Source organism: Mesorhizobium sp. M7A.F.Ca.US.006.04.2.1 (assembly GCF_004022915.1).
GTDB classification, from domain to species: Bacteria; Pseudomonadota; Alphaproteobacteria; order Rhizobiales; family Rhizobiaceae; genus Mesorhizobium; species Mesorhizobium ciceri.
In genome coordinates this window covers 1-25,320 of record NZ_RZQA01000004.1, presented here as the reverse complement: position 1 = coordinate 25,320, position 25,320 = coordinate 1, and the positions used below count along the sequence as shown (strand labels likewise).

General features: G+C 57.7%; 23 protein-coding genes and 1 pseudogene. 20 read left to right on the top strand and 4 right to left on the bottom strand.

Going from position 1 to position 25,320, the window contains the following annotated elements; genetic code table 11:
* Nucleotides 1–169 precede the first annotated feature (169 nt).
* Nucleotides 170–868 (bottom strand): secretin N-terminal domain-containing protein, encoded by a 699-nt coding sequence (locus EN925_RS00710; protein WP_024505367.1) that lies wholly within the window; start codon nucleotides 866–868, stop codon nucleotides 170–172.
* A 187-nt stretch (nucleotides 869–1,055) separates the two neighbouring features.
* On the opposite strand from EN925_RS00710, the gene EN925_RS00705 reads away from it, so the two are divergent.
* The 12 genes from EN925_RS00705 to EN925_RS00650 all read left to right on the top strand — a co-directional run bounded on the left by EN925_RS00705 (nucleotide 1,056) and on the right by EN925_RS00650 (nucleotide 10,606).
* On the top strand, nucleotides 1,056–1,565 hold the full coding sequence (locus EN925_RS00705; protein WP_024505368.1) for a nodulation protein NolB: 510 nt from the start codon (nucleotides 1,056–1,058) through the stop codon (nucleotides 1,563–1,565).
* A gap of 9 nt (nucleotides 1,566–1,574) precedes the next feature.
* The gene (gene sctJ / locus EN925_RS00700) at nucleotides 1,575–2,438 is read left to right on the top strand and encodes a type III secretion inner membrane ring lipoprotein SctJ (protein WP_024505369.1); all 864 of its coding nucleotides are present in this window, start codon (nucleotides 1,575–1,577) and stop codon (nucleotides 2,436–2,438) included.
* Nucleotides 2,431–3,069 carry a nodulation protein NolU gene (locus EN925_RS00695; RefSeq protein WP_306462320.1) on the top strand — a complete coding sequence of 213 codons (639 nt, stop codon included), beginning with the start codon at nucleotides 2,431–2,433 and terminating at the stop codon, nucleotides 3,067–3,069. Before sctJ ends, EN925_RS00695 begins: the two co-directional genes overlap by 8 nt.
* Complete coding sequence (sctL, locus tag EN925_RS00690) at nucleotides 3,066–3,689, top strand: type III secretion system stator protein SctL (RefSeq protein WP_024505371.1); 624 nt, start codon at nucleotides 3,066–3,068, stop codon at nucleotides 3,687–3,689. Before EN925_RS00695 ends, sctL begins: the two co-directional genes overlap by 4 nt.
* Nucleotides 3,686–5,044, top strand: coding sequence for a type III secretion system ATPase SctN (gene sctN, locus EN925_RS00685; protein ID WP_063169268.1), 1,359 nt, complete (start codon nucleotides 3,686–3,688; stop codon nucleotides 5,042–5,044). Before sctL ends, sctN begins: the two co-directional genes overlap by 4 nt.
* Nucleotides 5,020–5,532 (top strand): hypothetical protein, encoded by a 513-nt coding sequence (locus EN925_RS00680; RefSeq protein WP_063169269.1) that lies wholly within the window; start codon nucleotides 5,020–5,022, stop codon nucleotides 5,530–5,532. The genes sctN and EN925_RS00680 overlap by 25 nt, the downstream gene beginning before the upstream one ends.
* Before the next feature lie 89 nt (nucleotides 5,533–5,621).
* Nucleotides 5,622–6,650 carry a type III secretion system cytoplasmic ring protein SctQ gene (sctQ, locus tag EN925_RS00675; RefSeq protein WP_095769044.1) on the top strand — a complete coding sequence of 343 codons (1,029 nt, stop codon included), beginning with the start codon at nucleotides 5,622–5,624 and terminating at the stop codon, nucleotides 6,648–6,650.
* Nucleotides 6,643–7,308 (top strand): type III secretion system export apparatus subunit SctR, encoded by a 666-nt coding sequence (sctR, locus tag EN925_RS00670; protein ID WP_029354851.1) that lies wholly within the window; start codon nucleotides 6,643–6,645, stop codon nucleotides 7,306–7,308. Before sctQ ends, sctR begins: the two co-directional genes overlap by 8 nt.
* Nucleotides 7,309–7,310: 2 nt before the next feature.
* Complete coding sequence (locus tag EN925_RS00665; RefSeq protein WP_024505375.1) at nucleotides 7,311–7,586, top strand: EscS/YscS/HrcS family type III secretion system export apparatus protein; 276 nt, start codon at nucleotides 7,311–7,313, stop codon at nucleotides 7,584–7,586.
* Nucleotides 7,587–7,594: 8 nt separating this feature from the next.
* The gene (gene sctT / locus EN925_RS00660) at nucleotides 7,595–8,413 is read left to right on the top strand and encodes a type III secretion system export apparatus subunit SctT (protein ID WP_063169270.1); all 819 of its coding nucleotides are present in this window, start codon (nucleotides 7,595–7,597) and stop codon (nucleotides 8,411–8,413) included.
* Entirely contained in the window at nucleotides 8,410–9,447 is a 1,038-nt protein-coding gene (locus EN925_RS00655; RefSeq protein ID WP_024505377.1) for an EscU/YscU/HrcU family type III secretion system export apparatus switch protein, read from the top strand. Before sctT ends, EN925_RS00655 begins: the two co-directional genes overlap by 4 nt.
* 355 nt (nucleotides 9,448–9,802) lie before the next feature.
* On the top strand, nucleotides 9,803–10,606 hold the full coding sequence (locus EN925_RS00650; RefSeq protein ID WP_024505378.1) for a hypothetical protein: 804 nt from the start codon (nucleotides 9,803–9,805) through the stop codon (nucleotides 10,604–10,606).
* A 525-nt stretch (nucleotides 10,607–11,131) separates the two neighbouring features.
* Here EN925_RS00650 and EN925_RS00645 read toward each other — a convergent pair.
* Entirely contained in the window at nucleotides 11,132–13,246 is a 2,115-nt protein-coding gene (locus EN925_RS00645) for a hypothetical protein (protein WP_224570035.1), read from the bottom strand.
* 1,348 nt (nucleotides 13,247–14,594) lie between these two features.
* Between EN925_RS00645 and EN925_RS00640 the strand changes: the two genes are divergently transcribed.
* The 6 genes from EN925_RS00640 (at nucleotide 14,595) to EN925_RS00615 (ending at nucleotide 20,503) form a co-directional block, all read left to right on the top strand.
* Nucleotides 14,595–14,924 carry a hypothetical protein gene (locus tag EN925_RS00640; RefSeq protein ID WP_081714433.1) on the top strand — a complete coding sequence of 110 codons (330 nt, stop codon included), beginning with the start codon at nucleotides 14,595–14,597 and terminating at the stop codon, nucleotides 14,922–14,924.
* A 71-nt stretch (nucleotides 14,925–14,995) separates the two neighbouring features.
* Nucleotides 14,996–15,238: a nodulation protein NopA gene (locus EN925_RS40485; RefSeq protein WP_224570034.1), complete on the top strand. Its 243-nt coding sequence runs from the start codon at nucleotides 14,996–14,998 to the stop codon at nucleotides 15,236–15,238.
* Between the two features lie 117 nt (nucleotides 15,239–15,355).
* Nucleotides 15,356–16,246: a hypothetical protein gene (locus EN925_RS00630; RefSeq protein WP_024505382.1), complete on the top strand. Its 891-nt coding sequence runs from the start codon at nucleotides 15,356–15,358 to the stop codon at nucleotides 16,244–16,246.
* 232 nt (nucleotides 16,247–16,478) lie between these two features.
* Nucleotides 16,479–18,542 (top strand): type III secretion system export apparatus subunit SctV, encoded by a 2,064-nt coding sequence (sctV, locus tag EN925_RS00625; protein WP_063169272.1) that lies wholly within the window; start codon nucleotides 16,479–16,481, stop codon nucleotides 18,540–18,542.
* 53 nt (nucleotides 18,543–18,595) lie between these two features.
* Nucleotides 18,596–19,138 carry a tetratricopeptide repeat protein gene (locus EN925_RS00620; protein WP_082826568.1) on the top strand — a complete coding sequence of 181 codons (543 nt, stop codon included), beginning with the start codon at nucleotides 18,596–18,598 and terminating at the stop codon, nucleotides 19,136–19,138.
* Between the two features lie 894 nt (nucleotides 19,139–20,032).
* Entirely contained in the window at nucleotides 20,033–20,503 is a 471-nt protein-coding gene (locus EN925_RS00615; protein WP_024505385.1) for a MucR family transcriptional regulator, read from the top strand.
* Between the two features lie 228 nt (nucleotides 20,504–20,731).
* On the opposite strand, the gene EN925_RS00610 is transcribed toward EN925_RS00615, so the two are convergent.
* Together EN925_RS00610 and EN925_RS00605 are read right to left on the bottom strand one after the other, a co-directional pair.
* Nucleotides 20,732–20,944 carry a cold-shock protein gene (locus EN925_RS00610; RefSeq protein ID WP_008874821.1) on the bottom strand — a complete coding sequence of 71 codons (213 nt, stop codon included), beginning with the start codon at nucleotides 20,942–20,944 and terminating at the stop codon, nucleotides 20,732–20,734.
* Between the two features lie 1,543 nt (nucleotides 20,945–22,487).
* Nucleotides 22,488–23,609: a DUF418 domain-containing protein gene (locus EN925_RS00605; RefSeq protein ID WP_063169274.1), complete on the bottom strand. Its 1,122-nt coding sequence runs from the start codon at nucleotides 23,607–23,609 to the stop codon at nucleotides 22,488–22,490.
* A gap of 751 nt (nucleotides 23,610–24,360) precedes the next feature.
* On the opposite strand from EN925_RS00605, the gene EN925_RS00600 reads away from it, so the two are divergent.
* Together EN925_RS00600 and EN925_RS00595 are read left to right on the top strand one after the other, a co-directional pair.
* Nucleotides 24,361–24,819: a response regulator transcription factor gene (locus EN925_RS00600; RefSeq protein ID WP_224570033.1), complete on the top strand. Its 459-nt coding sequence runs from the start codon at nucleotides 24,361–24,363 to the stop codon at nucleotides 24,817–24,819.
* A gap of 244 nt (nucleotides 24,820–25,063) precedes the next feature.
* Nucleotides 25,064–25,320, top strand: a pseudogene (locus EN925_RS00595) (helix-turn-helix domain-containing protein); the annotation flags it as partial.

Below are 25,320 nucleotides of genomic sequence, written 5' to 3'. Positions count from 1 at the left end.
TTCCGGGCCGGCTCCAAGGTTCGGTCCAACACAATGGCCGGAGTCACCGCGAGAGCTGCCGGGACTCATCATGAGCGGATTAGCTTTCGAGAAACTGACGAGTTTGCGAAGAGTTCACAAAGGGGTAGCCGCAGTCATGTTCTTCAGAGCTGCGGGAAATCCTCAATGTTCATTTCTTGCCCAGCTCAGGCTTCCCGCCAACGCTATCCTGTTGTGGGATGTCAGAAGAATAAGAAGCATCCGGTCGTCCGTCGCGAACGACCGTAGTGGAGGAGCCGCGAAACAAGATCAGCACTGATTCCTTTGGCGTTGCCGCTATGTGAGTCTGCGCCTGCGCCTGCGCCACCAAGCCGTTAAAGGTCTGCTCCACGAGTGCGACGAAGCGCGGTGGACCGGAAACGAAGACGAGGCCATTGCCTGGCACGGGTTTGACCACATAGCGCTCGTCGGAGATATCAAGCTTGTCGAGAGCCCCCTTGAACGCATCGAAGCGAATCGACGTCATCAAAAGCATTCGAGTTTGCGATTCTTGTGCAGCAGACACATAGAGCACAAGGCCGTCATAGTACCATTGTAGACCGTAAAGGTTCGTCAAGCGGTCGAGGAACGCGCGCGGTGGCAAATCAGGCATACGTCCGCGAATTCGCCCCTTCACCGCAGGACTGATGTTGACCCTGATATTCAGGTTGTTGCCGAATTCCTGCAACGCTGCAGCGAGCTCCTGATCCAGAACCGTGTATCTATAGGGTGTCGCCGGAAGGGACAGCGGGACTGCATGCGCCGGGTGAATCCCGGTGGACAGAAAAAACCCGGCACAAAGAAGTCTCAAAACATGCAGGGTGACGGGTTGGATAAGCGTTCTCGGCATGTCGCACTGATAAACCAAACGCTGAAATCATCACAAGTGACTAAATTGCCGAAGAGATTTTAGATTGTCGAAATGACGCCGCCGTTAGTCAGCTTGTTGTCAGCTTGCCCCCCTAGGAGTGTTGCGCCGACACCGGGTGATGAATGGGCGGGGCTCGCCCGGTCAGAGAGAGCAACCGAGTCCTTACATGATGATGCCTGTCACGTCGATCTCTGCCACTCTAACGGCTGGCCTCCCCAGGGTCGGATCACCGTCGATTGTCGAGCAGGCCCAGTTTGAGCGCGCCTTAGGGCATGCAGCCGACTCGCTGAAAAACGATGCCGCCGCGGGGCCAGCGAGTGCGGCGCCAGTTGCTGCGGCGATGGATGTTCAGCGCGCGGCTGCGCCGACGAGCGGCATGGGCGATCGCGTGTTGCAGACGATTTCCTCCCTATATCCACACAACACTGTTTCCTTCCCCGCGCTCGACCATGACATAGCCCTTTCGAAGGGCGCTCTACCGGGACCGGCGCAGAAGCTTCCCGTTCCAGGTGAGGCGGGAACCGGAATCTCGGGCATTCCCCAACAAGGGCAAGACTTCGAAACGATGATGGCTGGTCTTCGGGATGTTTACAACGGCGTCACCCAGGTGGCGCTTATCTCCAAAGGCGTCAGCGGCGTCACATCATCCGTGAATAAACTTTTGAAGGAAGGCTGAACCGCGCGCATGATTGGCTTGGCCGAGGGCGAAATCATGCGTGGCCTGTCAGGGTGGCGGTCGGTTAGACTTGTCATGCTGCCAGTTCTCGTCGCCCTCACTGCTTGCAAAGCCGACCTCTACACGCAATTGCAAGAGCGTGAGGCAAATGAAATGCTCGCACTTCTTGAAGACAACGGGGTCGCCGCGATCCGGGTGGTCGCCAAGGATGGAACCAGCACGATCCAGGTTGACGAAAAGCTGCTCGCCTTCTCAATCAACCTTCTGAACGCCAAGGGGCTGCCGCGCCAATCCTTCAAGAACCTCGGTGAGATATTCCAAGGATCAGGCCTGATTGCCTCGCCGACCGAAGAGCGTGCCCGTTACGTGTATGCCCTGAGCGAAGAGTTGTCGCGGACGATCAGCGATATCGATGGCGTTTTTTCTGTACGTGTTCACGTCGTGCTGCCGCATAACGACCTTGTGCGAGCCGGTGCCACGCCATCCTCGGCCTCGGTGTTTATCAGGCACGACGCAAAAACAAATGTCGCGGCTCTGCTGCCAAAGATAAAGATGCTTGTAGCCGACAGCATCGAAGGCCTGTCCTACGATAAGGTGGAAGTGGTTTTGGTGCCGGTAGAACGTTCCGCACACGAGCAACGGCCCGATCCGACTGCTGTTTTGCCACAAGCATCACTACCTCTTCCTGCGCCACTTCTGGCGACCGTAACAGGTTTTGCCGCAGCCGTATTCGCCGTGGCCTGTTATCTCTTGATCGGCGTTGTTACGCGTCGGCGCAAGCAATCAACCGGCGTTTCCAAGGTCGAGGGGCGCCGGGATGCTTCTGCTGTCGAGGCCATTCGCAAAAGAATGCCTGCAATTGGACGTGGGTGACATCTCATTGCCAATGCCTATACAGACCGCCCGACCTGATGGTCCGCACTTTCCGGGCGCGAGCGAGCTTGCGGCTTCGGCCCATCCAACCCGTCTTGCGGCGCGTCTTGATCCAGCGTTATCGGCCGAAACGTTAGTGAAGTTGCAGAAGTGTTCCAGACTGCATCCAAGGCTGGCAGAATTGCTGGGCAACGATGACGTGGATCTGAACCACATCGGCTGCAGGCCGGACCTTCTACGCGGGCATGATCCATATCGAGCGACCCTTCTTGCTGGTAGTATCTGGCATGCCCGTTCGCTGGTCGCGTTTGTCTCTCAGCCTGAGCTTGCCATCCTTGTTAAACGCATCGGCGTGGATGCACACGCATTCGGAATCCGACACCTGCTGCATGCTGTTGACAAAAGACTGATCTCGGACCCAGAAAAACTCGCTCAGCAAATCGAATACGATGGACACGCATGTCTTGGAGCTTGGCTCCAGGACAGTTCAGCGACCGAGCGTAACCGCGTGCTTCTTCGATTGCCCGAGGGGACTGCCGCGGAGACTCCAGCACATGAGCATTGGACCGCCGCCGGCCAATTGCTTTCACTTGTAGTAGCTCATTTTGAGACAGAGACCCCGGTGAAATGACAGTCGAACTTTCCGAGGGGCCAATAGCGCCGCAGATGCGTCCAGTCGGACCACTGATACCCGCGAGCGAGCTCGAAACCTGGCACAGCGCCGCGCAAGCCCTTGCCGCGGCAGAACGGCATCGGCAGCGCGTTCGAAACTGGGCACGCGCGGTTTACCAGCGGGCGTGGGCGCGCGGCCACATGGAGGGCTCGAATGCAGGCACCGAGGAGATGGCAGGGTTGATTGCGGAGACAATCTCCGAAATCGCGCGACGAAAGGCGGCTCTGGAGCAGGAATTGCCGCAGCTCGTGATGGAAATATTGAGCGATCTTATCGGCGCTTTCGATCCGGGCGAGCTATTGGTGAGGGCTGTTCGTCACGCCATAGAGTGTCAATACAGCGGCGCCGACGTTTGCCTTCATGTTTCTCCCATGCAAGTCGACATGCTTGCACGAGAGTTTGCTCGATGCGACGGCCAGGATGGTCGACCAAGGGTGCGGATCGAGCCCGACCCGACATTGTCGCCGCAACGCTGCGTGCTGTGGAGCGAGTACGGCAATGTTGACCTTGGACTTGACGCCCAGATGCGCGCGCTGCGCCTTGGTTTCGGGACGCTCTGTGAGAAAGGCGAGCTATGAGAAAGCCCGTCCCAGAACATAACGCTGACGCCCACACTCGAGCTCTCGTTCCAGCAATCTCGTCTTTGAGGGCTGCGGCCAAGCGAATTGACACGCGTGCGGTGCGCGGTCGGATCACGCGGGCTATCGGCACACTGGTTCATGCCGTCTTGCCAGACACTCGTATTGGGGAACTTTGCCTCCTAGAGGACCCGCGAACCGGGCTGTCGCTCGAGGCCGAGGTGATCGGCCTGTCGGGTGATGGTGTATTGCTGACACCGATCGGGGACTTGGTGGGCCTATCCAGCCGCGCAGAGGTCGTGGCCACTGGCCGAATGCGTGAGGTGCCCGTCGGCGGCGATTTGCTCGGTCGCGTGATCGACAGTCGTTGCCGCCCATTGGACGGCAAAGGCGAAATCAAGACCGTCGAAACTCGGCCCCTGCATGGCAGAGCCCCCAATCCGATGACGAGGCGCATGATTGAGCGGCCATTCCCGCTTGGGGTCCGTGTCCTCGATGGTCTGCTGACGTGCGGCGAGGGCCAGCGGATCGGGATTTATGGCGAGCCAGGTGGTGGCAAGTCGACGCTGTTGTCACAGATCGTAAAGGGTGCCGCCGCTGACGTCGTCATAGTGGCGCTCATAGGCGAACGTGGACGGGAAGTTCGTGAATTCATCGAAAGGAATCTTGGTGAAGAGGGCCTTCTCCGTACGGTCGTCGTGGTTGAAACATCCGACCGCTCGGCGGTAGAGCGTGCGCAATGCGCTCCAATGGCGACTGCGCTCGCGGAATATTTCCGCGATCAAGGCCTACGCGTTGCTCTCATGCTGGATTCGCTGACGCGCTTCTGCCGCGCTATGCGCGAAATAGGCCTTGCTGCGGGTGAGCCGCCGACGCGACGGGGCTTTCCTCCTTCCGTTTTTGGCATGCTGCCAGGCCTGCTCGAGCGCGCCGGCATGGGTGAGCGGGGCTCAATCACGGCCTTCTATACGGTGCTTGTAGAGGGTGATGGCACGGGTGATCCAATCGCCGAGGAATCGCGTGGTATTCTCGATGGCCATGTCATCCTCTCACGCGCTATTGCGGCGCGATCGCATTTCCCCGCTATTGATGTGCTGCAGAGTCGCAGCCGCGTCATGGATGCAGTCGTTTCGGGGACACATCGCAAGGCAGCATCCATTTTCCGCGAGCTCCTGTCGCGCTATGCCGAGACCGAGTTCTTGATCAATGTTGGCGAATACAAGCCAGGTGGAGATCCCCTGACTGACCGGGCTGTCGCGTCAATCGACGAACTGAGGGAGTTTCTGCGCCAGAGCGAAGATGACGCGTCAGATTTCGAGGAGACGGTCGCATGGATGTCGCGTCTGACCGCGTAAACTGGATTCAGTCTTCGAGTATACGGCTTCTGAAGGAAATGCAAGAGCGTCGTGCCCTTGGCGAGCTGTCCAAGAAGGAAGCCCAGCGCGATGTGGCCGCCTCAGCCGTACAAAATGCCTCTAGGGAGCTTGCAATGATACAGCAACATTGTTCAAGAAAAGAAGCAGCGCTCTATCAGCATCTGATGTCACTCGACAACTTGTCTAGCGCAGCGCTCGACCGTCACCGCCTTCACACTGAACAACTTGCCGCTGAGATCAATTCCAGACGGCAGATGCTTGATGATACCCAAATCGCTCAAGAGGAGGCTGAGATGGCGGCGTCCAGGACGAGGGAGCTATGGGTCATATGTTCGGCGGCAAGGGACAAATGGCAACAAATCGAGGACGACGTGCGGCGCGCCGTCGAGACTCATTCGGAGGCCGCAGCCGAGATCGAGGCCGACGATGAGATACTGCTGAAATATGCGAGGGGGTCGCTTGCCTAAATGCCGCGCAACCGGATCCGACGGTCGCAAGAGGTCGTCCGAATGACACGACCGTGCAGTCTTTGATAGGCGCTGCGGTCACACCCGCCATGTTCGAACCAGTTCTGAAACTGTCCCACACGGTTGTCTCGTGGCTCAATGATACAGCAGCGCCGCGCACGCCGTTTCAAAGCCGGATCAACGAGGTGCCGCTATCGGTGCGAACGGCAGGGCTTGTCTGGCAGCAGGAACCTGCTGCCATTCCGATGCTTGACTGCGTCTGGAGAGTGGGAGCCGAAACGGTCATCTTGTCACTGTCGCGCCCGCTCGTAGAGGAGTTCATCACGACAGTGCAGAACGGCTTGGCCTTCCCTTCCGAGCCAACTGCTTCGCTAATTCTCGAACTCGCTCTGGAGCCGCTTGTCACTCGACTGGAGGAGACGACGCGTCTGAACGTGCAACTCGTGCGGGTATGCGAAGCCACGATGCTGGCTCCTCATCTTGAACTCGACATCATTTTCGGCGCGGTCAAGGGCAAGGGCCGTCTATTCCTGTTCACGCCACTTGACGGCTTAGTACCGCCTGCGTTTCGCGCGCTAGGCGAACTGCTTGCCCAGTTGCCGCGGCAGCTGGGCGGGCTGCCTCCAGAGCTCCCGCTCATTGTTGCAGGAGAGGTCGGCACGCTTCGCCTTCCTGCGGCGCTTCTTCGAAGCGCATGTGTCGGTGATGCATTGTTGCCCGATATTGCGCCGTTCGGCCGCGGCCAGATCACCCTAGCTGTCGGCCAGTTGTGCGCCGAGGCGGATCTTGACGGCGATGAATTAATCTTGCGGGGGCCTTTCCGCCCGCGACCGTGTCCTTTGGAGAGTGCGCATATGACACAACCCGGATCGCAACTGGAGCTTACTAAGGATCTCGACGATGTCGAGATCGTGCTTGTCTTTGAATGCGGCCGCTGGCCTATTTCTCTTGGGGAATTAAGAAGTGCCGGCGAAGGGCATATTTTTGAACTTGGATGGCCGATCGACGGCCCGGTCGACATAGTGGCCAATGGTCAGCGTATCGGGCGTGGCGACATTGTCCGCATCGGAGAAGAGCTGGGCATCAGGCTCCGTGGCGGGTTTGCATGCAATGAGTGAAGCTCAGCCGACAATCCTGGCGCTTCTTGCGGTTACCGCCGGACTCGGTCTGCTGGTTTTAGCAGTTGCCACGACAACGGCCTTTGTAAAGGTATCAATTGTTCTTTTCCTCGTCCGCAATGCGCTCGGGACCCAGACCATACCACCCAATGTGGTGCTGTACGCCGCGGCGATGATCCTCACTATGTTCGTTAGTGCGCCCGTTGCTGAGCAGACCTATGACCGCATGTCGGATCCCAAGCTCCACTATCAGACATTCGACGACTGGGTAAGCGCCGCTAAAGCCGGAAGTGAGCCCTTGCGCGAGCATCTCAAGAAATTCACAAATGAAGAGCAGCGGCGATTTTTCCTATCTTCGACAGAAAAGGTCTGGCCAGAGGAAATGCACGCTGCAGCCACGCCTGATGACTTTGCAATACTTGTACCATCTTTCTTGCTATCAGAATTGAAGCGCGGATTTGAGATAGGATTTCTACTTTATCTGCCTTTTATTGTTATAGATCTGATAGTGACAACTATCTTGATGGCAATGGGTATGTCGATGGTCTCACCAACTGTTATATCTGTTCCGTTCAAGATCTTCTTGTTTGTTGCCATTGATGGTTGGTCAAAATTGATGCATGGGCTTGTGCTGAGTTATACGTTACCGGGAGGCTGATCATCACTGAATCCAGCATCATTACTCTTATGAGCCAATCACTGGTGGTTTTCATGATCTGGATTCTACCGCCGCTCATTGCATCAGTGGTTGTCGGCCTCGTCATCGGCATCCTCCAGGCGGCGACGCAGATCCAGGATGAAAGCTTGCCGCTCACCGTGAAGCTTCTGGTCGTTGTCGCGGTGATTGGGCTGTTTGCTCCTGTGCTAAGCGCCCCGCTCATAGAGCTAGCCGATCAGATCTTCACCGAGTTTCCCGCAATGACACTTAGCTACTAGTCCGCCCCATGGACGCGCCATCGGCCGATATTCAAATTCTGATCCAGACGGCTTTCGAACTCGTCGTTGCGGCAGGTCTTGGGGCAGCCCGCGCGATGGGCATCATGCTGATCTTTCCCGTATTCACACGCTCGCAGATCAGTGGGCTGATCCGGGGCTGTTTGGCTGTTGGCTTCGCACTACCATGCCTGGCACACGTCAGCGGCGGATTGCCGGCGCTGGATCCTGATACGCGCCTGATCCAGCTAACCCTGCTCGGATTCAAGGAAGTTTTTGTCGGTGTACTCCTTGGCACTTTTCTTGGCATTCCGCTTTGGGGCCTTCAGGCTGCCGGGGAGCTTATCGACAACCAACGCGGCATCAGCAGCCCGACCGCTTCGGCCGATCCCGCGACGAACAGTCAGGCTTCCGCGATGGGCGTTTTTCTGGGGATCACTGCGATTGCCATATTCGTCGGATCAGGAGGCCTGGAAACTTTGATCAGTGTCCTGTACCGCAGCTACTTGATCTGGCCGGTGTATCAGTTTCACCCGACACTGAGCGGGCCAGGAGCAATGGAGTTGTTGGGGCTTCTCGACAGCATAATGCGCACGGCATTATTGGTTTCGGGGCCTGTCGTGTTCTTCCTGATACTGATTGATATATCGATGATGCTGCTGCGTCGCTTTGCCCCGCAATTTAAGGCGAGCCAACTGTCTCCGGCAATCAAGAACATTGTCTTTCCAGTTCTCATGGTCACCTACGCTGCCTATCTGGTGGAGAGCATGAAACTGGAGGTCACACGTGCCAACGGCGTGCTGGAGTGGTTCGACAAATTGCTGCCATGAGCGACACAAGTGAAGAGAAGACACACGCCGCCAGCCCGAAGAAGTTAAGTGAAGCGCGCAAAAAAGGACAGCTGCCACGTAGCTCCGATTTCGTCCGCGCGGTCGGGACTTGCGCTGGGCTCGGCTACCTTTGGCTAAGAGGCAGCGTGATCGAGGACAAATGCCGGGAAGCGCTCCTATTAGCCACCAAGTTGCAGAGCCTACCTTTCGATACCGCGGTGCCGCAGGCATTGGTTGTGCTCGTCCAACTCACAGTCGCGGCTGTTGGCCCGCTGCTTGGAACCCTTGTCGCCGCGGTGATTTTGGCCAGCCTGCTAGCCAATGGTGGATTTGTCTTCTCTCTGGAGCCGATGAAGCTCAGCTTTAAGAAAATTGACCCCTTTGAAGGGCTGAAGCGCTTGGGGTCTGCTCGTTCCATGGTCGAAGTCTGCAAGACCATGTTCAAGGTATTGGTTCTCAGCGCAACCTTTTCCATTGTCCTTCTCGGGATGTGGAAGACAATGGTCCCTCTGCCGATCTGCGGCATGGGCTGTGTTGGCCTCATCTTTATGGAGACAAAATTGCTGATGGGAATTGGCGCCGGCGCACTGCTGGTCGGCGGACTGATCGATCTTCTGCTCCAGCGCGCGTTGTATCTGCGCGAAATGCGCATGACCAATACCGAAGTGACGCGCGAGTCGAAGGATCAGCAAGGAGCGCCAGAGTTGAAAGGTGAACAGCGTCGCATCCGCGAGGAGGCGGCCGACGAGCCTGCGCTTGGCGTGCATCGCGCCACGCTGGTCTTAACAGGAAGGGCGGTCCTGATCGGTCTGCGTTACGTTCGCGGTGAAACCGGGGTGCCGTTCTTAGTTTGCCGTGCCGAAGGTGAGCGCGTTTCACATGTGTTGAGCGAGGCGCGGGCACTACGCCTGACGATCGTCCATGACCATGTCTTAGCGCGTCAGCTGATAGGCACTACAAAACTCGGCCACGCGGTTCCTATGCAATATTTCCAGCCTGTCGCGAAAGCATTCTTTGCCGCAGGCTTGGCCTAGTCATGGAAGTCCACGACTGCCCAGTTCAAAACTGACCTGGCTCCATGCTAGTGGCAAATGTCGGCTGGCCATCCGTGCCCCAGTGTCTCTGTCAGGCCAACCGCGCAACCGCGGGCCTGGGGCAATCACTCCCCTCGGATCTGCCACCCAGCAACTACGGCAAGTCCTCCGGGCATGACCTTGCAGCCTCTGCTGGCCGGTGCGTGGCGCAGTCCGAGGTTTTGAGGCCGGCAGTGCGGATTTGATTGGTGCAGCCGTTGGAATGCCCTCGTCAGCTAGTCGTCAACTAAGCGCCCTATGTTGAACAGCCGTGCTAACTTGAGCTCGGTTGCGAAACATAGGAGTACGAATCGTCATGTATGGTCGAATTGGTGGCTCATCCGATAGTTACCGCGCGCATAATGCCGGCGAGCAATCGGATGCAGGAAGCGAAGGGTTCGCGGACACATTTGCCCGAATGCACTTATCCGGATCGGAAGGTAGCGGCGCCTCATCATCGGCGGCTCCCCAAGCATACTCCCTCAATTCCCGACCTCCTGTGGTGGAGATCAACAGGACTTCCTTCAGGAGACAGGTGAGGCAATTTCATGGTGATGAAATCACGCACATCGCCGACAATCCTCAAGAGTATTCGGAGTTCGTATCGTCACGAGCCAGGCGCACCGCGGACGTTGCTCAGCAATATGGCATCCGTCGAGATACGGAGCACGCGCGATATTTCAGTTACCAATTGGGAGACCGGAGTGCCGGACTGCTGAGAATGGAAGGCGGATTCAGCATGAACGAGTTCGAATCGGAAAGTTGGCGGGAACAATTTCCTGGTCGAACTGAGGTCACTTCCATAGTGGATCTTCAAGTCGCCCATCCGCTCGTCGAAAATGCGGGCGATATTCTGCTGGAGCATCAACTTCGGATAGACGGCGACCGACCGTTGCTGAATTGGCGTGCGGCTAATCCGGAAGCACAAGCGCGCGCGCAGACGATGGGGTTTGTTGAAGTGGATCATGGCGACCTGGTGCTTGACCCTACGCAGCATCCCGACAAATGGACGAAGAACAGTGCCGGTGAGTGGCAGCGTGCAGGCAAACCTCCACTCTATCTCCACAAAACCGAGGATAGCGACAGCAGCGATAGCGGGTCCGACGACGATTTCATGTGATTTGTCGACCCGCCGCCGAGCCTTGCAACTGGTGACGGTTGCAAGGCTGTTGGCAGTGAATGCTAATTGTCCGGCGACAGCCCCGCCTTAGCGCCAGCGCCGCCGAGCAATCCAGCCCATCTCCCAGACAATAAACTGCGGATGCGCATCGTGGGTGCTTGCGAGCGGATTGTATTCGGGCCGGAACTCCGCCTCTTGGAACCGAGCTCTCCCGAATCCAATTTTCTCCACCACACCGTTGGGTCGTTGCGATGCGCCGATCCCGATCGGATCGGCTATGCCTGCTCCGCGCTCGCAGGAAGACCTTCCGCCTCGATCTTGGCGGCGCGATCTCGGCGATAAGTTGGATGGGAGGCAAGATACGCCGCCACGTCAACAGCCGGTAACGCGACATCGCAAATCGGCCCTGACGGTAGCCGATCGACTCCAATCGCCGGACCGCAACTCGCGCAGCGGCATTCGCGGTTTGGCCAGGAGAAATGCTCGCTGACTCACAGCGTGGCCGGCCGCATTCTGAGTGCCCTGTCATGCAGCCTGCGCCGACGGGAGCTCGGCACGCGAATGGCGTGGTTGGCGGCCAAGCCCTGAGGTCAACAAGGACTTACAGAAAGCGGGGGTGAGTTTGCCGCGATGAATTATGACCTTCTCGCGACCGGACCTAGCATCGGCTTCCTCTCGCTCTCGATTGTAGCCGCGCTGTTCGTTGGATTTAACGTGGCAAGCGGTGAATTCGGAATCAGCCAGCCCTTCCAAGTTTCTGGCCATGACGGGGCGACTCGTGTGGATGTGCACCCACATCGGGCTCGGCATCGCACCATTGACCAGCATCTTGGGCTGCAGCTTCATCTCAAACAGCTTTCCTGGCTCGCCACGCAGCGCGACCGGTGCCTCCGGCGGCATCAATTCGTCGGCATTGCACAAATGTTCCAGGTATTTTTGCGCCGGAAATGCGTAGGTCTTCATGCAATCAGTCGTAATGCCGGCTTTTCCTTCATTCAATGCGTTGGCCTGTCCCAGCACCATGTTCAGCAACCCTTTGAGCTGGTCTGTGCGTTCGTGCACTTTGGGTAGCTGGGTGGAGGTGAGTAGCAGGCGTACATTACGCCCCTGCAACCCGGCGAGACAGGTTTGCATCTCAATGGCCTGGGCTCGCAGGTACTGGGCCACATCGTCCACGACCTTACCGGCCTCCTCAGGCTTCATCTGGCGCACTTGGGAGACGACGCTTTGCTGACCGGCCAGATCGAACTGCAAAAGTTCGTCCAATCGTTTGAGCCGCTCCGTCAATACCTCCATTGACAACGCGGCGCCCCCGATTGTCGAGCCTGCCCCCGACGAACTCGCAGCCACCTCTTGCGCTCTCACCTGTGTACTCGCAACTTGATCCGAGCGCGCGAGAACCTTGGCTGCTGGCACTGTGCCGGCGTTCGCAGCGACTGGTGTTGATGGCTGCCCGGCGGCAGAAGTCCCGGCGCGAGCTGCCGACTTATGCTTTGACTTCCCTTTCCTTCGCGCTGTAGTGCCTTCTGACACTGCAGCCGTACCAGCAGTGTCAGCCGGTATCGCAGCGCCTGCCCTGGCCGGCATCGCAGCGCCCGCCTGGGCCTGTGGCGCCATGATGGCTGACGGCGGAGACTGCAGGTTCAACAAGTGCATGGCATCGTGCGCAGTGATCCATGCATCGTCCACGATCCGTTCGAACAGTTTCAATGGGAGGCCGGCATCTGGGTAGGTATGGCTTAGCTTGGTATGCACCTCGTGCAACGCCAATCCAAAATCCGAAAGCCGCTCCATGATTTTTTCTACAACCGCGCAATCATGAGCGTTGAGTGTTTTGCCATCATCCATTATGCCCTTCGCCAAAGAGAGGGCGCGAAGAGCTTCTTGAGCGGCGCTTGCCATCAGCTGCACCACTCCATTTCGACCGACGAGGAGTTCCTTCAAATCTGGCTCGAACCTGCTCGCCCGCAGTTCAATCTTGGCCCGCGCAAGACCGATCCGCTCACGGACCAGCCAGATCCTGACACTCAGTACCGAGCCGGCACGCAGCCGCAGTGCGCACCGCTCGGCTTCCCGCATCACGGGCGTTCCACTGGATAGGCTAGCGGTGGCAGCGCAGGCGGATCGCTGCCGTTCGGAGCGCCATGCCTTTTTTTCCCACCACTTAATTGCCGCCGTATGGTGGTTCTCCACATTTAAAATCAACAGCTCCTGCCGGTCCGCCTGGGAGTAGGAGTAGAGTTTATCGACCATACCTGCCGCTTTCTTGGTCTTTTTGTCCAATTTCGTGATCGTCGACAGGCCAAGTTTGTCTACTTCATTCGCGGCGTCGCACACGATCTGGCAACATCTACGCACCTTGTCGTCTGGCATAATTGTCTGCGCCTCAGCCGCAGGCAGGCTAGCGCGGTACTCCAGAATTGCTGAGGCTGCATCGACGACCCCACTGATCAGCTCCACCGCCTCCTCGGGGACGTCGGTTTTCCTGGCCGCAGCCTCGCAATCAGTCAGTTGTTGAACAAGACTGTTCATTCTGAGCTGTGTCGGACTGATATCTTTATTTGACGATGAGCTGGTGCCTTCCACCTGCGCGGTTGATAGTTGGCTACCGACCGGCGCCATGGCTTCGCCCTCAGACATGGAGGGAGAACCGCGCCGCCTTGCGGCTGCGCCACGTGGCGCTACGGTTCCGCGTGGTGGCGCAGCGGCTCCACGTGGCGGTGTGTTCAGGATTTGATCTTCGCCAATCGAGGCGCCTGGCAGACTTTCGCGGGCATCGCCTGGACCGCGCGCAACTGGAAGGGAGGAGGGCCTCCTATCGGCGTCCCCAGAGCGCATCTGCTCCACAACGGAATCGAATGACTGTCCACCTTCTCCCGCAGCAAGACTTGATTGCGAAAGGGAACTGCTCGCCCGCCCCGCGCGGCTGGCTCCAGTTTCAGCCTGCGATTTCCGTGGTCGGCCAATGCCCTTCATATTGCGTCTCCGTAGTAGGCGAGAATGTGCTGCTATTGTGCTGGCGGCTGACGAGACCAGCGGCATCTTTCGGTTAACGTCACGGTCAGCCAGACCCGCGACGGCGTAATGTTCCCGCCAAAGTGCTTCTCAGTAGCAGGCCAAGATTGGCCCGAGCTCACAGGACTTTCGCAACGTTGCCATCGATGTCCTGAGATTATCAGCGCTTCAGTCCGCCGATTTCCAGGAACAGCGAATGAAATCAGACCAACTCGGCTAGCTCCCCTTCCTAGACACGTGCCTGACGATTTTATTGATGCGTCACTCCTCTCGTTCGCCACCGACAAAGTCACACATTTGCTTCAGAGAAGCGTGTGCGTTGCGTATCACGCGGACCATTTCGATCTATAGTTACAAAAAGTGTCGAGACGGGACCTTTGGATCCGAAGGTCAGGCACGGCCGGCCTAGATAGACCGCTTGGCTGACGATTAGCTGACGATGGGAGTTCTCACGAACAGGGCAAGAAAATCCGACCGCTTCAAGCTTTCGATATGGTGAGAAGAGGATCCGCACCGGCCTCCCAAAGCCGGCAGACCATCCCATGTTCGTACGGTCGCCGACCTTCTCGAAGCCAATGAGCTCACCGCGCCGGGCCGTGATGTGCAGGCGAGAGAATGGTGATGCAAAGACCGAGTTCCTGCTCGTTGCGTGCGCCCGTGGAGCCAGCAAGAATACGGTCATTGCGGTCATGCAGCACGTGGACCGTGTCTCCTGTTCGACACCACAGCATCGAGGATGCAAACGAGCTGCTGCGGCTGCCATTCGGTCGCGGCATGCGTGGACGGCGGGATTGGCCGAACAGCCGAGATCGTGGTCGACTGTTCGATGCGAGAGCAACATCCTGCAGAGCATACGTTTTTGCGCTGGCCGGTTTTTGTCAAAAGCCGTCAGGTTCTCGAAAGCTCCCGCCCTTAGCTTGATCGAGGCTAACCTTTAACACGTCGCCGCCAATGGCAAATGCCGGAGTACCTGATGATAGCAGCAATTGGGAGTGGAGTTGGCAACCTCGGGACTTCCTTGATCCGAAAGGGCCATGGGGATTCGAAATCCGAGCATTCTGGTGATGGCAAGCCGGCTGATGGCAATGATGGCAAGCCAGCTGGTGGGAATGATGGCAAGGCAGCTGGCGGGAACGATCGGGCGGATAACCGGACCGTTTCAAATGATCAACTTCAAGACAACTCACAGTCTGCAGCACAAAGTGAAGCCTTCCAAAGTATCCTGCGATCGTTCGCGTTCCAATTCGCGAACGATGCGATGGCTGAGGCCGATGAAGCTTTGGATGACACAGAAGATGCCTGACGCGGGAAATCCGGCGTGAGGTCATACAGGCCGTTATTGACGGCACAACTCCAACAGAAAAAGGAATGATCATGGCTGCAGTTGATAATAATAAAAAATCAGGCAATACCAATACCAGTAGCGCCGGCAATACCGATAAAACTAACAGTGGCACTCCCGGCAATACAAGCGGAGCTGATGCTACTGCTTTTCAGGCGCAAGTGCAGGAACTAACCAATGTTAGCTTGGAGGCGACGAAAAGGAGTGTCCAGTTGCGCACTCTAACGACCAATCTCCAGACCATCAAGAAGGCCGCCGACGAACGCGTTTCGTAATGTCGGAAGCGGGTTTTAGACTGCCCCCTAGCGCGTCTCCTTATTGACGCGACGTAGTCCCGAAATGAGCCGCATGGCAATTGCCATGCGGCTTCTATCCTGTTTGAGAGATGCTCTGTGGATGACGCCGTTTCCCTCCGTTTCGAAGTGCGTTCGGGGCACTATTGCGGTCTGACCGGCAAGACGGATCTTCAAAAGTGTTTAATCGGCAGCGGCTTCGATGCCGATTTGGTCTTTGTCGAGCAGGGACTGGCACCGCATCACCTTCGTGTAACTCTTCTTGGCAAGTCGATCGAACTGGAGGCGCTTGCACCCGGACTCAGTATCGAGGGCAACCGGAATATCGCCGCAGGCCAGTCCGTTGTTGTGCCCCTTCCTGTCGTCCTGCTCGTAGGCGAGATGTCCATTGCTTTGTCCGTGCAGGATGCAGAGCCGCCTGGTTCGACCGGCATACCGCGCCTACCGATCGGTGTGCTCGCCATGGTCATAATCAGCTCACTCGGGATCGGCGCGCTTTCAGGCACGATCTCCTATCTTGGCAATGCAAGTGGATCGAGCCCCAATTCACTTCGGGCTGAAGTCGCGTCCAGAACGATCAGTCACCGCGCTGACAATGAACTTACGGAGGCAGCGGCCCAAGAGCTGCAGGAGGAAGTCGATCGAGCGGGTCTTCTCGACGTCAAGATTGGGTCGGCAAAGGGTGTTGTGACCGCCGAAGGCACCGTCACGTCTGAATCGGTCATCAGTTGGCAGAAGCTTCAGCAATCGTTCGATCGTCGCACCAAGGGTACTCTAACACTGGTGAACGGAGTGCTCATCAAAGAGGAGAAGGCGCCATCCGCAATCGCGGTCGAAGCTGTGTGGCATGGGGTCCAACCATATATTGTCATCGACAGCGAGAAGTATTTTGTCGGCGCCATTTTGGCTGATGGATGGGTGGTCGAACGTATTGAGGACAGCCGTGTGCTGCTGAGCAGGAATGGCCGCATTGCTGCTCTCCAATATTGAAAGCTCGCAGGCCCCATCAAGCAGCACTCTATGGCCAGCCAAACATCCTGTCGCGCTCGGTGCTGACAAGCTGGCTGCGTTGGAAACATTTGCTGCCCAGCCATTTCGCGCCTGCTTGTGGCTCTCATGCAGGGTCACGCGCTGGCCAAGGCTGAGGCGCCTTCGGAGTTCGAAAGCCACGTTTCATGGCGTAACAGCAGAGTAAGTCTCAACCGATTGCAAAGGTGTCTCGATGGCCAACGTCCTGCGTGACTTCATCAAGCGTGCGCCGGCCAGCCCGGATTTAATGGTTGCGTTGATGCTGCTTCTGGCTGTCGCGATGATGGTCATGCCTATCCCGGTCGTGGTGGTCGACGCCCTGATAGGATTCAATATGGGGTTGGCCATACTGCTGATGATGGTTGCCCTGTATGTCAGTACTCCACTTGATTTTTCCTCTTTGCCCGGCGTTATTTTGATTTCCACTGTATTCCGTCTCGCGCTCACGGTCGCAACGACGCGACTGATCCTGGCCGAGGGGGAGGCCGGCAGCATTATTCATACTTTTGGCGATTTCGTCATTTCAGGCAATATCGTGGTGGGTTTCGTCATATTTCTGGTCGTCACCATGGTGCAATTCATGGTCCTCGCGAAGGGTGCCGAACGGGTGGCAGAAGTGGCGGCGCGTTTCACGCTGGATGCTCTGCCGGGCAAGCAAATGGCGGTCGACGCAGAGCTACGCAACGGCCACATCGATGCCAACGAATCCCGCCGGCGGCGCGCCGAATTGGAGAAGGAAAGCCAACTCTATGGCGCGATGGACGGCGCGATGAAATTTGTGAAGGGCGATTCCATCGCCGGGCTGGTGGTTATCTGCATCAACATGCTGGGTGGAATTTCGATCGGCCTGCTCTCCAAGGGCATGTCCTTCGGCGAGGTACTGCATCACTACACTCTGCTGACGATAGGCGATGCATTGATATCGCAGATTCCGGCCCTTCTGCTCTCCATTACTGCGGCGACCATCGTCACCCGTGTGACTGGGACGGCGAGGATCAACCTCGGTACAGAAATGGTCAGTCAGCTCACGGCCAGCACTCGAGCCTTGCGACTGGCGGCCGGCGTCCTGGTTGTAATGGGGTTCGTTCCTGGGTTTCCCCTCCCCGTCTTTCTGATGCTGGCCGCAGTGTTCGCTGCGGTAAGCATTGTCAAGGCTGATGTGCTGGGCGCCGGCACTGCCGATGCGAAAGGTGGAACTGCAGCGGAGCCTAAGCAAGCCGCGCCTGCGAAGGAATTCCCGATCGCATTTTTTCTAGCGCCAGATCTTATGCAGGCGGTCGATCAAGCCGAATTGCAAAAACATATTGGGCGCGTTTCGCTCCTGGTCACAGCCGATCTGGGCATTATCGTTCCTCGCATCCCTGTCTTGGTTGACGAGCAGCTGCCTGAATCGCAATTCCGAATTGATGTCGAGGGCGTGCCAGTCGAACAGGACGCCTTAGATCCAAACCAGATGGCGCTCCGAGCCGATGTAGCGCACGTCGACTCGAGCGGTGTCCCCCTTAGACGTGAGCCGAAAACGGACAGACTCCCGGTTGAACATACCCCTGCAAAGGCCCTTACGGGCGCCGGCACGGAGCATAGGGCTCCCGGCGAACTCCTCGCCTTGCGCGTCCATGCAGCGTTGACCCGCTACGCACCGCGATTGGTGGGCATCCAAGAGACCCGACATTTCCTGGGCCGAATGGAGCAGGAATATTCTGAGCTTGTGAAAGAGGTGCTACGCACGACGCCGATTCCTCGGATTGCCGATGTTCTGCGCCGCCTCCTGGAGGAAGGTATCCCAATCCGCCACACCCGTCTCGTGTTGGAGGCATTGGCCGAATGGAGCGAGCGTGAGCAGAACGTTGCCCTGCTGACGGAATATGTCCGTTCTGGTTTGAAGCGACAGATCTGCCACCGCCATGCCAACACGGAGGGCATCGTGTCCGCCCTGGTCGTCGAGCGCGAGAGCGAGGATGTGATGCGTGGCGCGGTTCGAGATTCGGATGCAGGCCCCTATCTCGCACTGGAGGATCGGCAAAGCGAAGCGATGCTATCACAGATACGTCAGGTCCTTTCGAACGCAGAACCGGGTCAAACCCGCCCTATTCTGTTGACGTCGATGGATGTCCGACGTTTCGTCCGCGGCTTTCTGACGCGAAACGGGGTTGATCTCGCCGTGCTGTCTTATCAAGACCTCGCCTCCGACTTTACAATTCGCCCCGCAGGATCCGTCACACTCCCGCACGGATCGAACAGCGGATTGTTAGAGTAGTCCCACCTTTCCTAACTGAACGCCACGCGCCTCCCCGATAACTGAGAGATAACATGAATAGTAATACAGTTTCTCCATCGCCTATGTTTCTGCGCCGGAACTCACTTCTTTTTGCCGTACTCGCCATTCTGCCTTTGGGCGGTTGCGCCAGCTGGCAAAAGCCGGCTCTTTCCGTGCAGGAGACATCTTCCCCCGAGTTGCTCAGCGCCGATCAAATCGATCCGGCTATGCGCGAACGCATTTTGCGCGAAGTTGGTCAGGATGTTCAAGAGCGGGCTTTGCGGGATGAGGTGAAGCAGCACCCGGACAATGTTGATGCGGCGATACGACTTACAAATGCCTTGGTGGGCCAGAAGCGCCCGCACGAAGCGGTTGAGGTGCTCGACAGCGTCTTGGTTGCAGCCCCAGGAAACGTACGTGCATTGAATGCGAAGGGCGTGATTTTGGACATTGAGGGGCGGCATGACGCGGCACAGGCCCTGTATCGGCGAGCTCTCGAAAACGAGCCAGGCAATCAGATGGTGCAGCATAACTTCAATCTGTCGCTTGCCTTTAACGGCAAGTCCGAACAACCAAGGTTAGCACGATCGCAATAGGTGGGCACAGTGCATGCGCAGCCTGTTCCCCGGCTCGAACACGCGCTCGGCTCCCATCATAGATGGCCCCCTGAAGAGAGCCATATCTATGCAAAACAGTTGCTCCAGATCTGGCCGGCAGAGATCGGCAGGAGAGCCGGATGACATCACGCGGCCACCCGCAAGGCCACCCGCCTCGCTTCGTTGCCAGAGCGCCCTCTCCCTCGCCGGTCACCGTCTCGCAATGCGGCGACCTGGCTTAAGGCGGTCGACCGAGCGCCCGATGCAGTAGCCATGAATACGTAACGCAGCGATGGACCCGCCGGATCGTGTCGCGCTTGTGCTGGCCGTCCCTGCCATTACAGCACGGTGATTGTAGCTGGATCATATTCTAGAGGCATCGATGGTGTGGATGCCTTCGATCCAAACAATCGATTTGTTGAATTCGTCCGCCTGAGGAAATTAGCTGCGGCGATCCGACTTCCGACGCCTGCAGGCGCAAAACCAACAGCGTGAGCGCTGCGGGTCCGGAGGCAGGCTGCAAAGTGCAATCACCAGCGCTGATAAGCGGCAAGTGAAGAATGTATCGCTCGGGCAACTCCTGTGTTGTGCACGGTTGCCCCGCGAGGTGAACTGTAGCAGCTTGGCAGCTCAGCGTTCACGAAAGGAGAAAAGATTTGGGGCCAAGCAAAGACCGGCTTTTTTGATTGTCTTGCTGTATCGCTATGGTGGGGCGGGCGCGACCGCTCCCATAATTCAATACGCTGCCTTTAGCGATGGACGATGACGGGATGCGTCGCCGAGACTTCAATGGTGGAGGAGCAGCGCACCCGTCGATCCATTTGCTTTCAGCGGCAACCGCCACTATGAAGCGACACTTCGCCCAACTGTGTTTCAAGCTGCCCGGAGAAGTTTATGACAGAAGAACCCCACAAGACCGACATCCTCATCGAGCTCACTGCCGATGTTGTATCAGCCTACGTCTCCAACAACCCCGTCCCGGCGGGGGAGCTTCCTGCCCTGATCGCCCAAGTGCACGGGGCTCTAAACGGCACGGCTGGACTCATACCGGCAGAAGAGCCTGTGCCTGTAAAAAAACCTGCTGTCCCGATCAAAAAGTCGATCGAACCGGACTACATCATTAGCCTTGAAGACGGCAAGAAATTCAAATCGCTAAAGCGCCATCTGGCGACGCACTATGGTCTGACCCCAGACGAATATCGCGCCAAATGGGGTCTGCCGTCGGATTATCCCATGGTGGCGCCGAATTACGCCGCTGCGCGCTCCGCCTTGGCCAAGACCATGGGACTCGGCCGCAAACCGAAAGAGCCGGAAGCCCCAGCCACGGCGCCGGCGAAACGGACCCGCAAGAAGGTCGCAGCCTAAATCCGTATCAACAGTCGTTCGGACGCGCAGCAGCCGTTGGCCCAATCTGCGCGGAATCAAAGGGCGGGGATGAGCCCCGCCTTTCCCGTCCAAGAGCCTCATTTCCAGAGTAATTCATGATGGCTCCAGCAATCCCTGCCGCGGCATTAACTTGCATGCTCCGGCCCGGGTTTCGAGCCGTCAATGCGTTCCGGCGATGACGAACCTTGCCAAGGCTTTCCCGGACCGTTAGCCAGCCTTGCTGAGGCTGCCTGCAGAGGACTTTCCCGTGCGGCGATCCTGTTCCACCTCGTAGTTGATCTTCTGGCCCTCATTAAGGGTCGACAGGCCCGCTCGTTCAACAGCGGAAATGTGGACAAAGACATCCTGACCGCCGTTGTCAGGCTGAATAAAACCAAAACCCTTCGTGCTGTTGAACCACTTCACCGTTCCAGTCGCCATATCCATTCCTTTGTAATAAGTCGCAACTTAGGCAGGCCATTCACGCCAGCCTGATTTGTACACGAGACTTTAGGCGCATCAAAATCGGAAAATTGCAAGGCCCACTCGATCGCCTGATCTCCAGCAGCAACTGCAACATATGCGAGGCGCGTGCCAGACGAGGCGTATGCCAGACGTTTCGTCGTGCGCTGTCGCTCGAACGTTGACAGAAACAATGACACACCTTGCAAACTCGGCACATCTTGTGGACGTGCTCGGGTCGCTTCTCGACTGCGATACCCGCTCCTGACCGGGTATCGTCGGCCAAAATGAGAGTTTTTGTCATGTGCCGCCAGACCGAAAGATCAGGCGCGCAGCGACCTGCACATTCAAACCGGAACCCGCGAACCTCGATTAGCTTCTGCCTGCTCCGAAGGGCGGTAGCCTGCTCTGAGGCGGGCCACTGTCGGGTTGAAAACCAACTGTCGGGTTCGGAACCCCAGATTGTCGGCAAGGTACGCGCCGCCCACTGGTTGGCCAAAGGGGCACTGGCTCCTGATCCTGCCGCCATGCTCGCCCGATCTCAACCCGATCAAGACAGGTCTGCTCAAAACTCAAGGCGCGGCTGCGGAAGAAGGCGGCCAAAACTTTCGACGCTCTCTGCGGAACTCTCGGCGATATCTGCCAGCTGTAGGAGCCAAATCAAAAACCATTAATTGCGACAGGTGATTTTATGACATTCATTGCGAAGAGGCCAGAATGAACAGCGGAAGAGAGTAGCAGCTCTCTGGTCGCGGCGAGGTGGATCGTCGACACGATCGGCACCTGGCCCGTGCGGGGATCGCACCGCAGCCAGCACCAGAGCCAGACCTTGACCGCTTGCCTTGCTCAGGCGCCACAACAACGAGTGGCTGGAAGCAGATCCACGTGAACTCAGCGATATCGATCAGACGATGCTTACCCTCATGAAAGCCGATCCCGACGCTGTCCAGCGCCGCGAAATCCTGACCAGCATATGGCGCATCGGATGCCACCGCCTGCACACTCACCATCGACATGCCGGAACTCGGAACCAAAGGCCGCAAGCCTCGCCGGCCTCGGCAAAATGGAGCGGCCGCGCCTTCATCCGGGGCGGCCGGGCCAATGTTCGCCAGGCCCTCTACATGCCCGGCCCTTCGCCCTGCGCTTCAACCCCGACCTCAAGGCAAAATACCAGGCGCTAAAGGCGGCAGGCAAACCCGCAAAGGTCATCATCTTGTTGCGAAAGCTCCTCATCCTAGCAAACGCTCTCCTCAAGGCGCAGCGAAAATGGCCCCTAAAACCCTTGACCGAAACGGATACCTTAGCCTTTCAGGTGAGGCGGGCCGAGATAGACCAACCGCGGGTTTAACTTCGCGAGTTTAAGCTGATTATGCCGATGCAACTCTAGCGCCTGCGCGACCGTTTTAGCTTCCATCAACAAGGCGGCAGGCTGGGAGGAAGTACCCTCCCCTGCCGCGAACAAGCTTTGGACAAAGCCCCACCTTGTCCGTAATGTGATCGGGAGGCCGGGGCGCGGCGGTGCTCAGCGGATGTGACGCGCGAGATCTGCGACCCTACCCATCAGCACTTCCATCGGTCCTCGCTGGAAGATGCGCAGCCAAAGCACCGCAAAAGTGCTGATAACCACAACGAAGCCAAAGAGCGTGGACAGGCTCTCGTCTTTGAAAATGTTTATCTTCATAAGATAGGCTATTCCCGCAATGTGCAGCACATAGGCCGTCAAAGACATCGAGCCGACTGCGATTATTGGCCAGACCAGCTTTCGCAGACGCGGGAGCGCATCCACAGCGAGCATGCAAGCCGCCAAGATGATCATTGCGCAACCGGTGCTGCCCACGATCGAAAGCGTCGTTTCGCTATGAGGTGCGGCTATCCATGACGACTTGACTATAAATGACGACTTGGAAGGCTCAAAAGCGCCGTCAACGTCAGACCACCACAAGGAGGTTTCAGTCAAAGCGCGGGAACTCAGCGCGAGCAAGGATCCCCCATGGCCCAACACGGCCAGCGCGACCCCCGCCAGACCAAGGCGCCAATGCGCTGCTAGCGTATTAAGATTAAGGCGCGCGATGGCCATGCCAGCGATGAGGAAAGGAACCCAGGTCACCGCGGGATAGTAGCCGTTGACCATGAGGTTGAAGACCGGGTCGAGGAGGTTGGGGGCAACCGACAGAAGGGAGGAACGGACTTGCGGGAGAACTAATGCCGTAGCGGCAGCGATCAAGCCCAGCTGATATGCGCTGAGCCGATGGAGCGGCAATACCAACAAGAAGCAAATTCCGTAGTATTCTAGGATGACTTCGACCTGGGTACCGAGGCAGCCCAGGATTGAGCCAAGCGCGAGCAAAACAAGGGCACGAATTGCGACTCTGGCGATGGCCTGTCTACCGGCTATCCCCGACTTCGGCGCCTTGCGACCTGTAATCAGGAGGATTGAAAAACCGGCCAATACGGCAAACAGGGCCGACGGCCGCCCATGGGTTAGTTCCATCAGAAACCCGACTAGTCCTCCTTCGCCGGGGTCGGGACCGAGATGGGCGGCATACATCCCGAAGACAGCCAGGCCCCGAGCGAGGTCGATGCCGACCAGCCGATCTACTACCGACCCATTCCTAGCGTCGGCAACCGGTGCCTTCATTACCATGGTAGATTCCCTTGTTGGGTGTGTGGATCGCGGGAGCCGCGATAGGAGAGCCGGTCGGCTGCTGCCGTCGCCTCGTGAAAGGGTTCAAAACATCGCGCCATCTGGCGCATCGAGCCGGCGACAGAGCTGTTCAGCCATTAGCCTGGGGTAAGAACAACAGATCGGCTCACAAAGCCTGTGTCACGGACCTGAAAAGTGGTGTCGCGGAACCGTCGTTTTTTGCATGATGGCTAAGCCGAGAGATCCACTGCACCGACGAGAGACTCAGCGACGTTAGATATCCGATCAGTACGCCGCGGCTCCGCCGGTGACGATCACCCCGGGTGTCAAGGCCAGGGCGTAAACCTGCCATAATCTGTGGTAGTGCGCCCGCGACCAATCCGTTCGACAAAGCTCGGCGCATGGTCGAGCCAATCATATTCTTCCATGTGGCTGTTGCCTGAAAAACCGAAGACGCCGTTCGCTGGTCCAGCTCCAGACCTCGGCCTGCGTCGGTCATTAGAACCGGCGCGCCTGTTTCCCAAATCAATTTGCTGATGCAGCCGCCGGGGGTCACATTGAGCAAAAGTGCCGAGTTCAGGACGGGTTTCATAGGGGCTCTTCGTTTGGCTTTGTTAACGACCCCTTTCTTGCAAGTTGTAGCTGACAGCAGCCTGAAAGCTCCCCAAATAATTCGCTGCCGCCGGTTCAGCCTATTGTCAGCTTCGACCAATAAGATGGGAGCCTTGCCCTCATACCGGAGCTCGGCAGCATGATGCGAATACTGCTCACTGAAGACGATAAGGACCTTGGAAGTGCTATGCACGATCATTTGGTGGCTGGTGGCCACGCGGTCGACTGGGCCAAGAACCTGTCCGAAGCGCGCGATTATGCAGCTGTGGTCGGCTACGACCTTATTTTGCTCGACGTTCACCTGCCGGACGGCAATGGGATCGACTATCTGCGGGAGCTGATCAAGGAACTTGAATCGGCACCGGTCATCATTCTGACAGCCTGCGATCGGATTTCGCATCGCATCGAGGGCTTCAACGCTGGAGCCGACGACTATTTGGTCAAGCCGTTCGATCTGGGGGAACTCTCAGCGCGTATCCATGCAGTGGCACGTCGCCATGGGCATTTTCCGGAGCCGCAATTTTCGGTTGGGACGCTTTCCATACAGGCAGCCGAGCGACGCCTCTTCCGCGACGGGCAGGAGGTCTACCTGACTTGACGCGGATGGGCGGTGCTCGACTACCGTCTGCCCCAGCCCTGCACGGTCGTTTCAAAAGGGAAGATCGTGGACGCGCTTTTCGGCAGACGGCGCTGATTCATACTCTAAAAGAAAATTCGGCTTCCAGTTGCCTTGGCCATGACTTTCCTTCCCGAGAGATGGGTGACAGTTCATTCCGGATAGATGGGTTACACTTTCGGCCCTTTGCAAGGAGAGCAAGGTGCCTTGGAAGGAGTGTAACGTCATGGAAGAGCGGCTGAAGTTCGTCGCCCGGCTGCTGGACGCGAGAAGATGGCGGTGCTTTGCCGGGAGTTCGATATCTCGCGCAAGACCGGCTACAAGATCCTCACGCGCTACAACGACAGCGGCCTGGAGGGCTGACGGACCGATCGCGGCGGCCCTATCGCCACGCCAATCAGCTTCCGTTTCAAATCGAGAAGCTGATTGTGCGCCTCAAGCAAGACAAGCCGACATGGGGTGCGCCGAAGATACGCGAGCGGC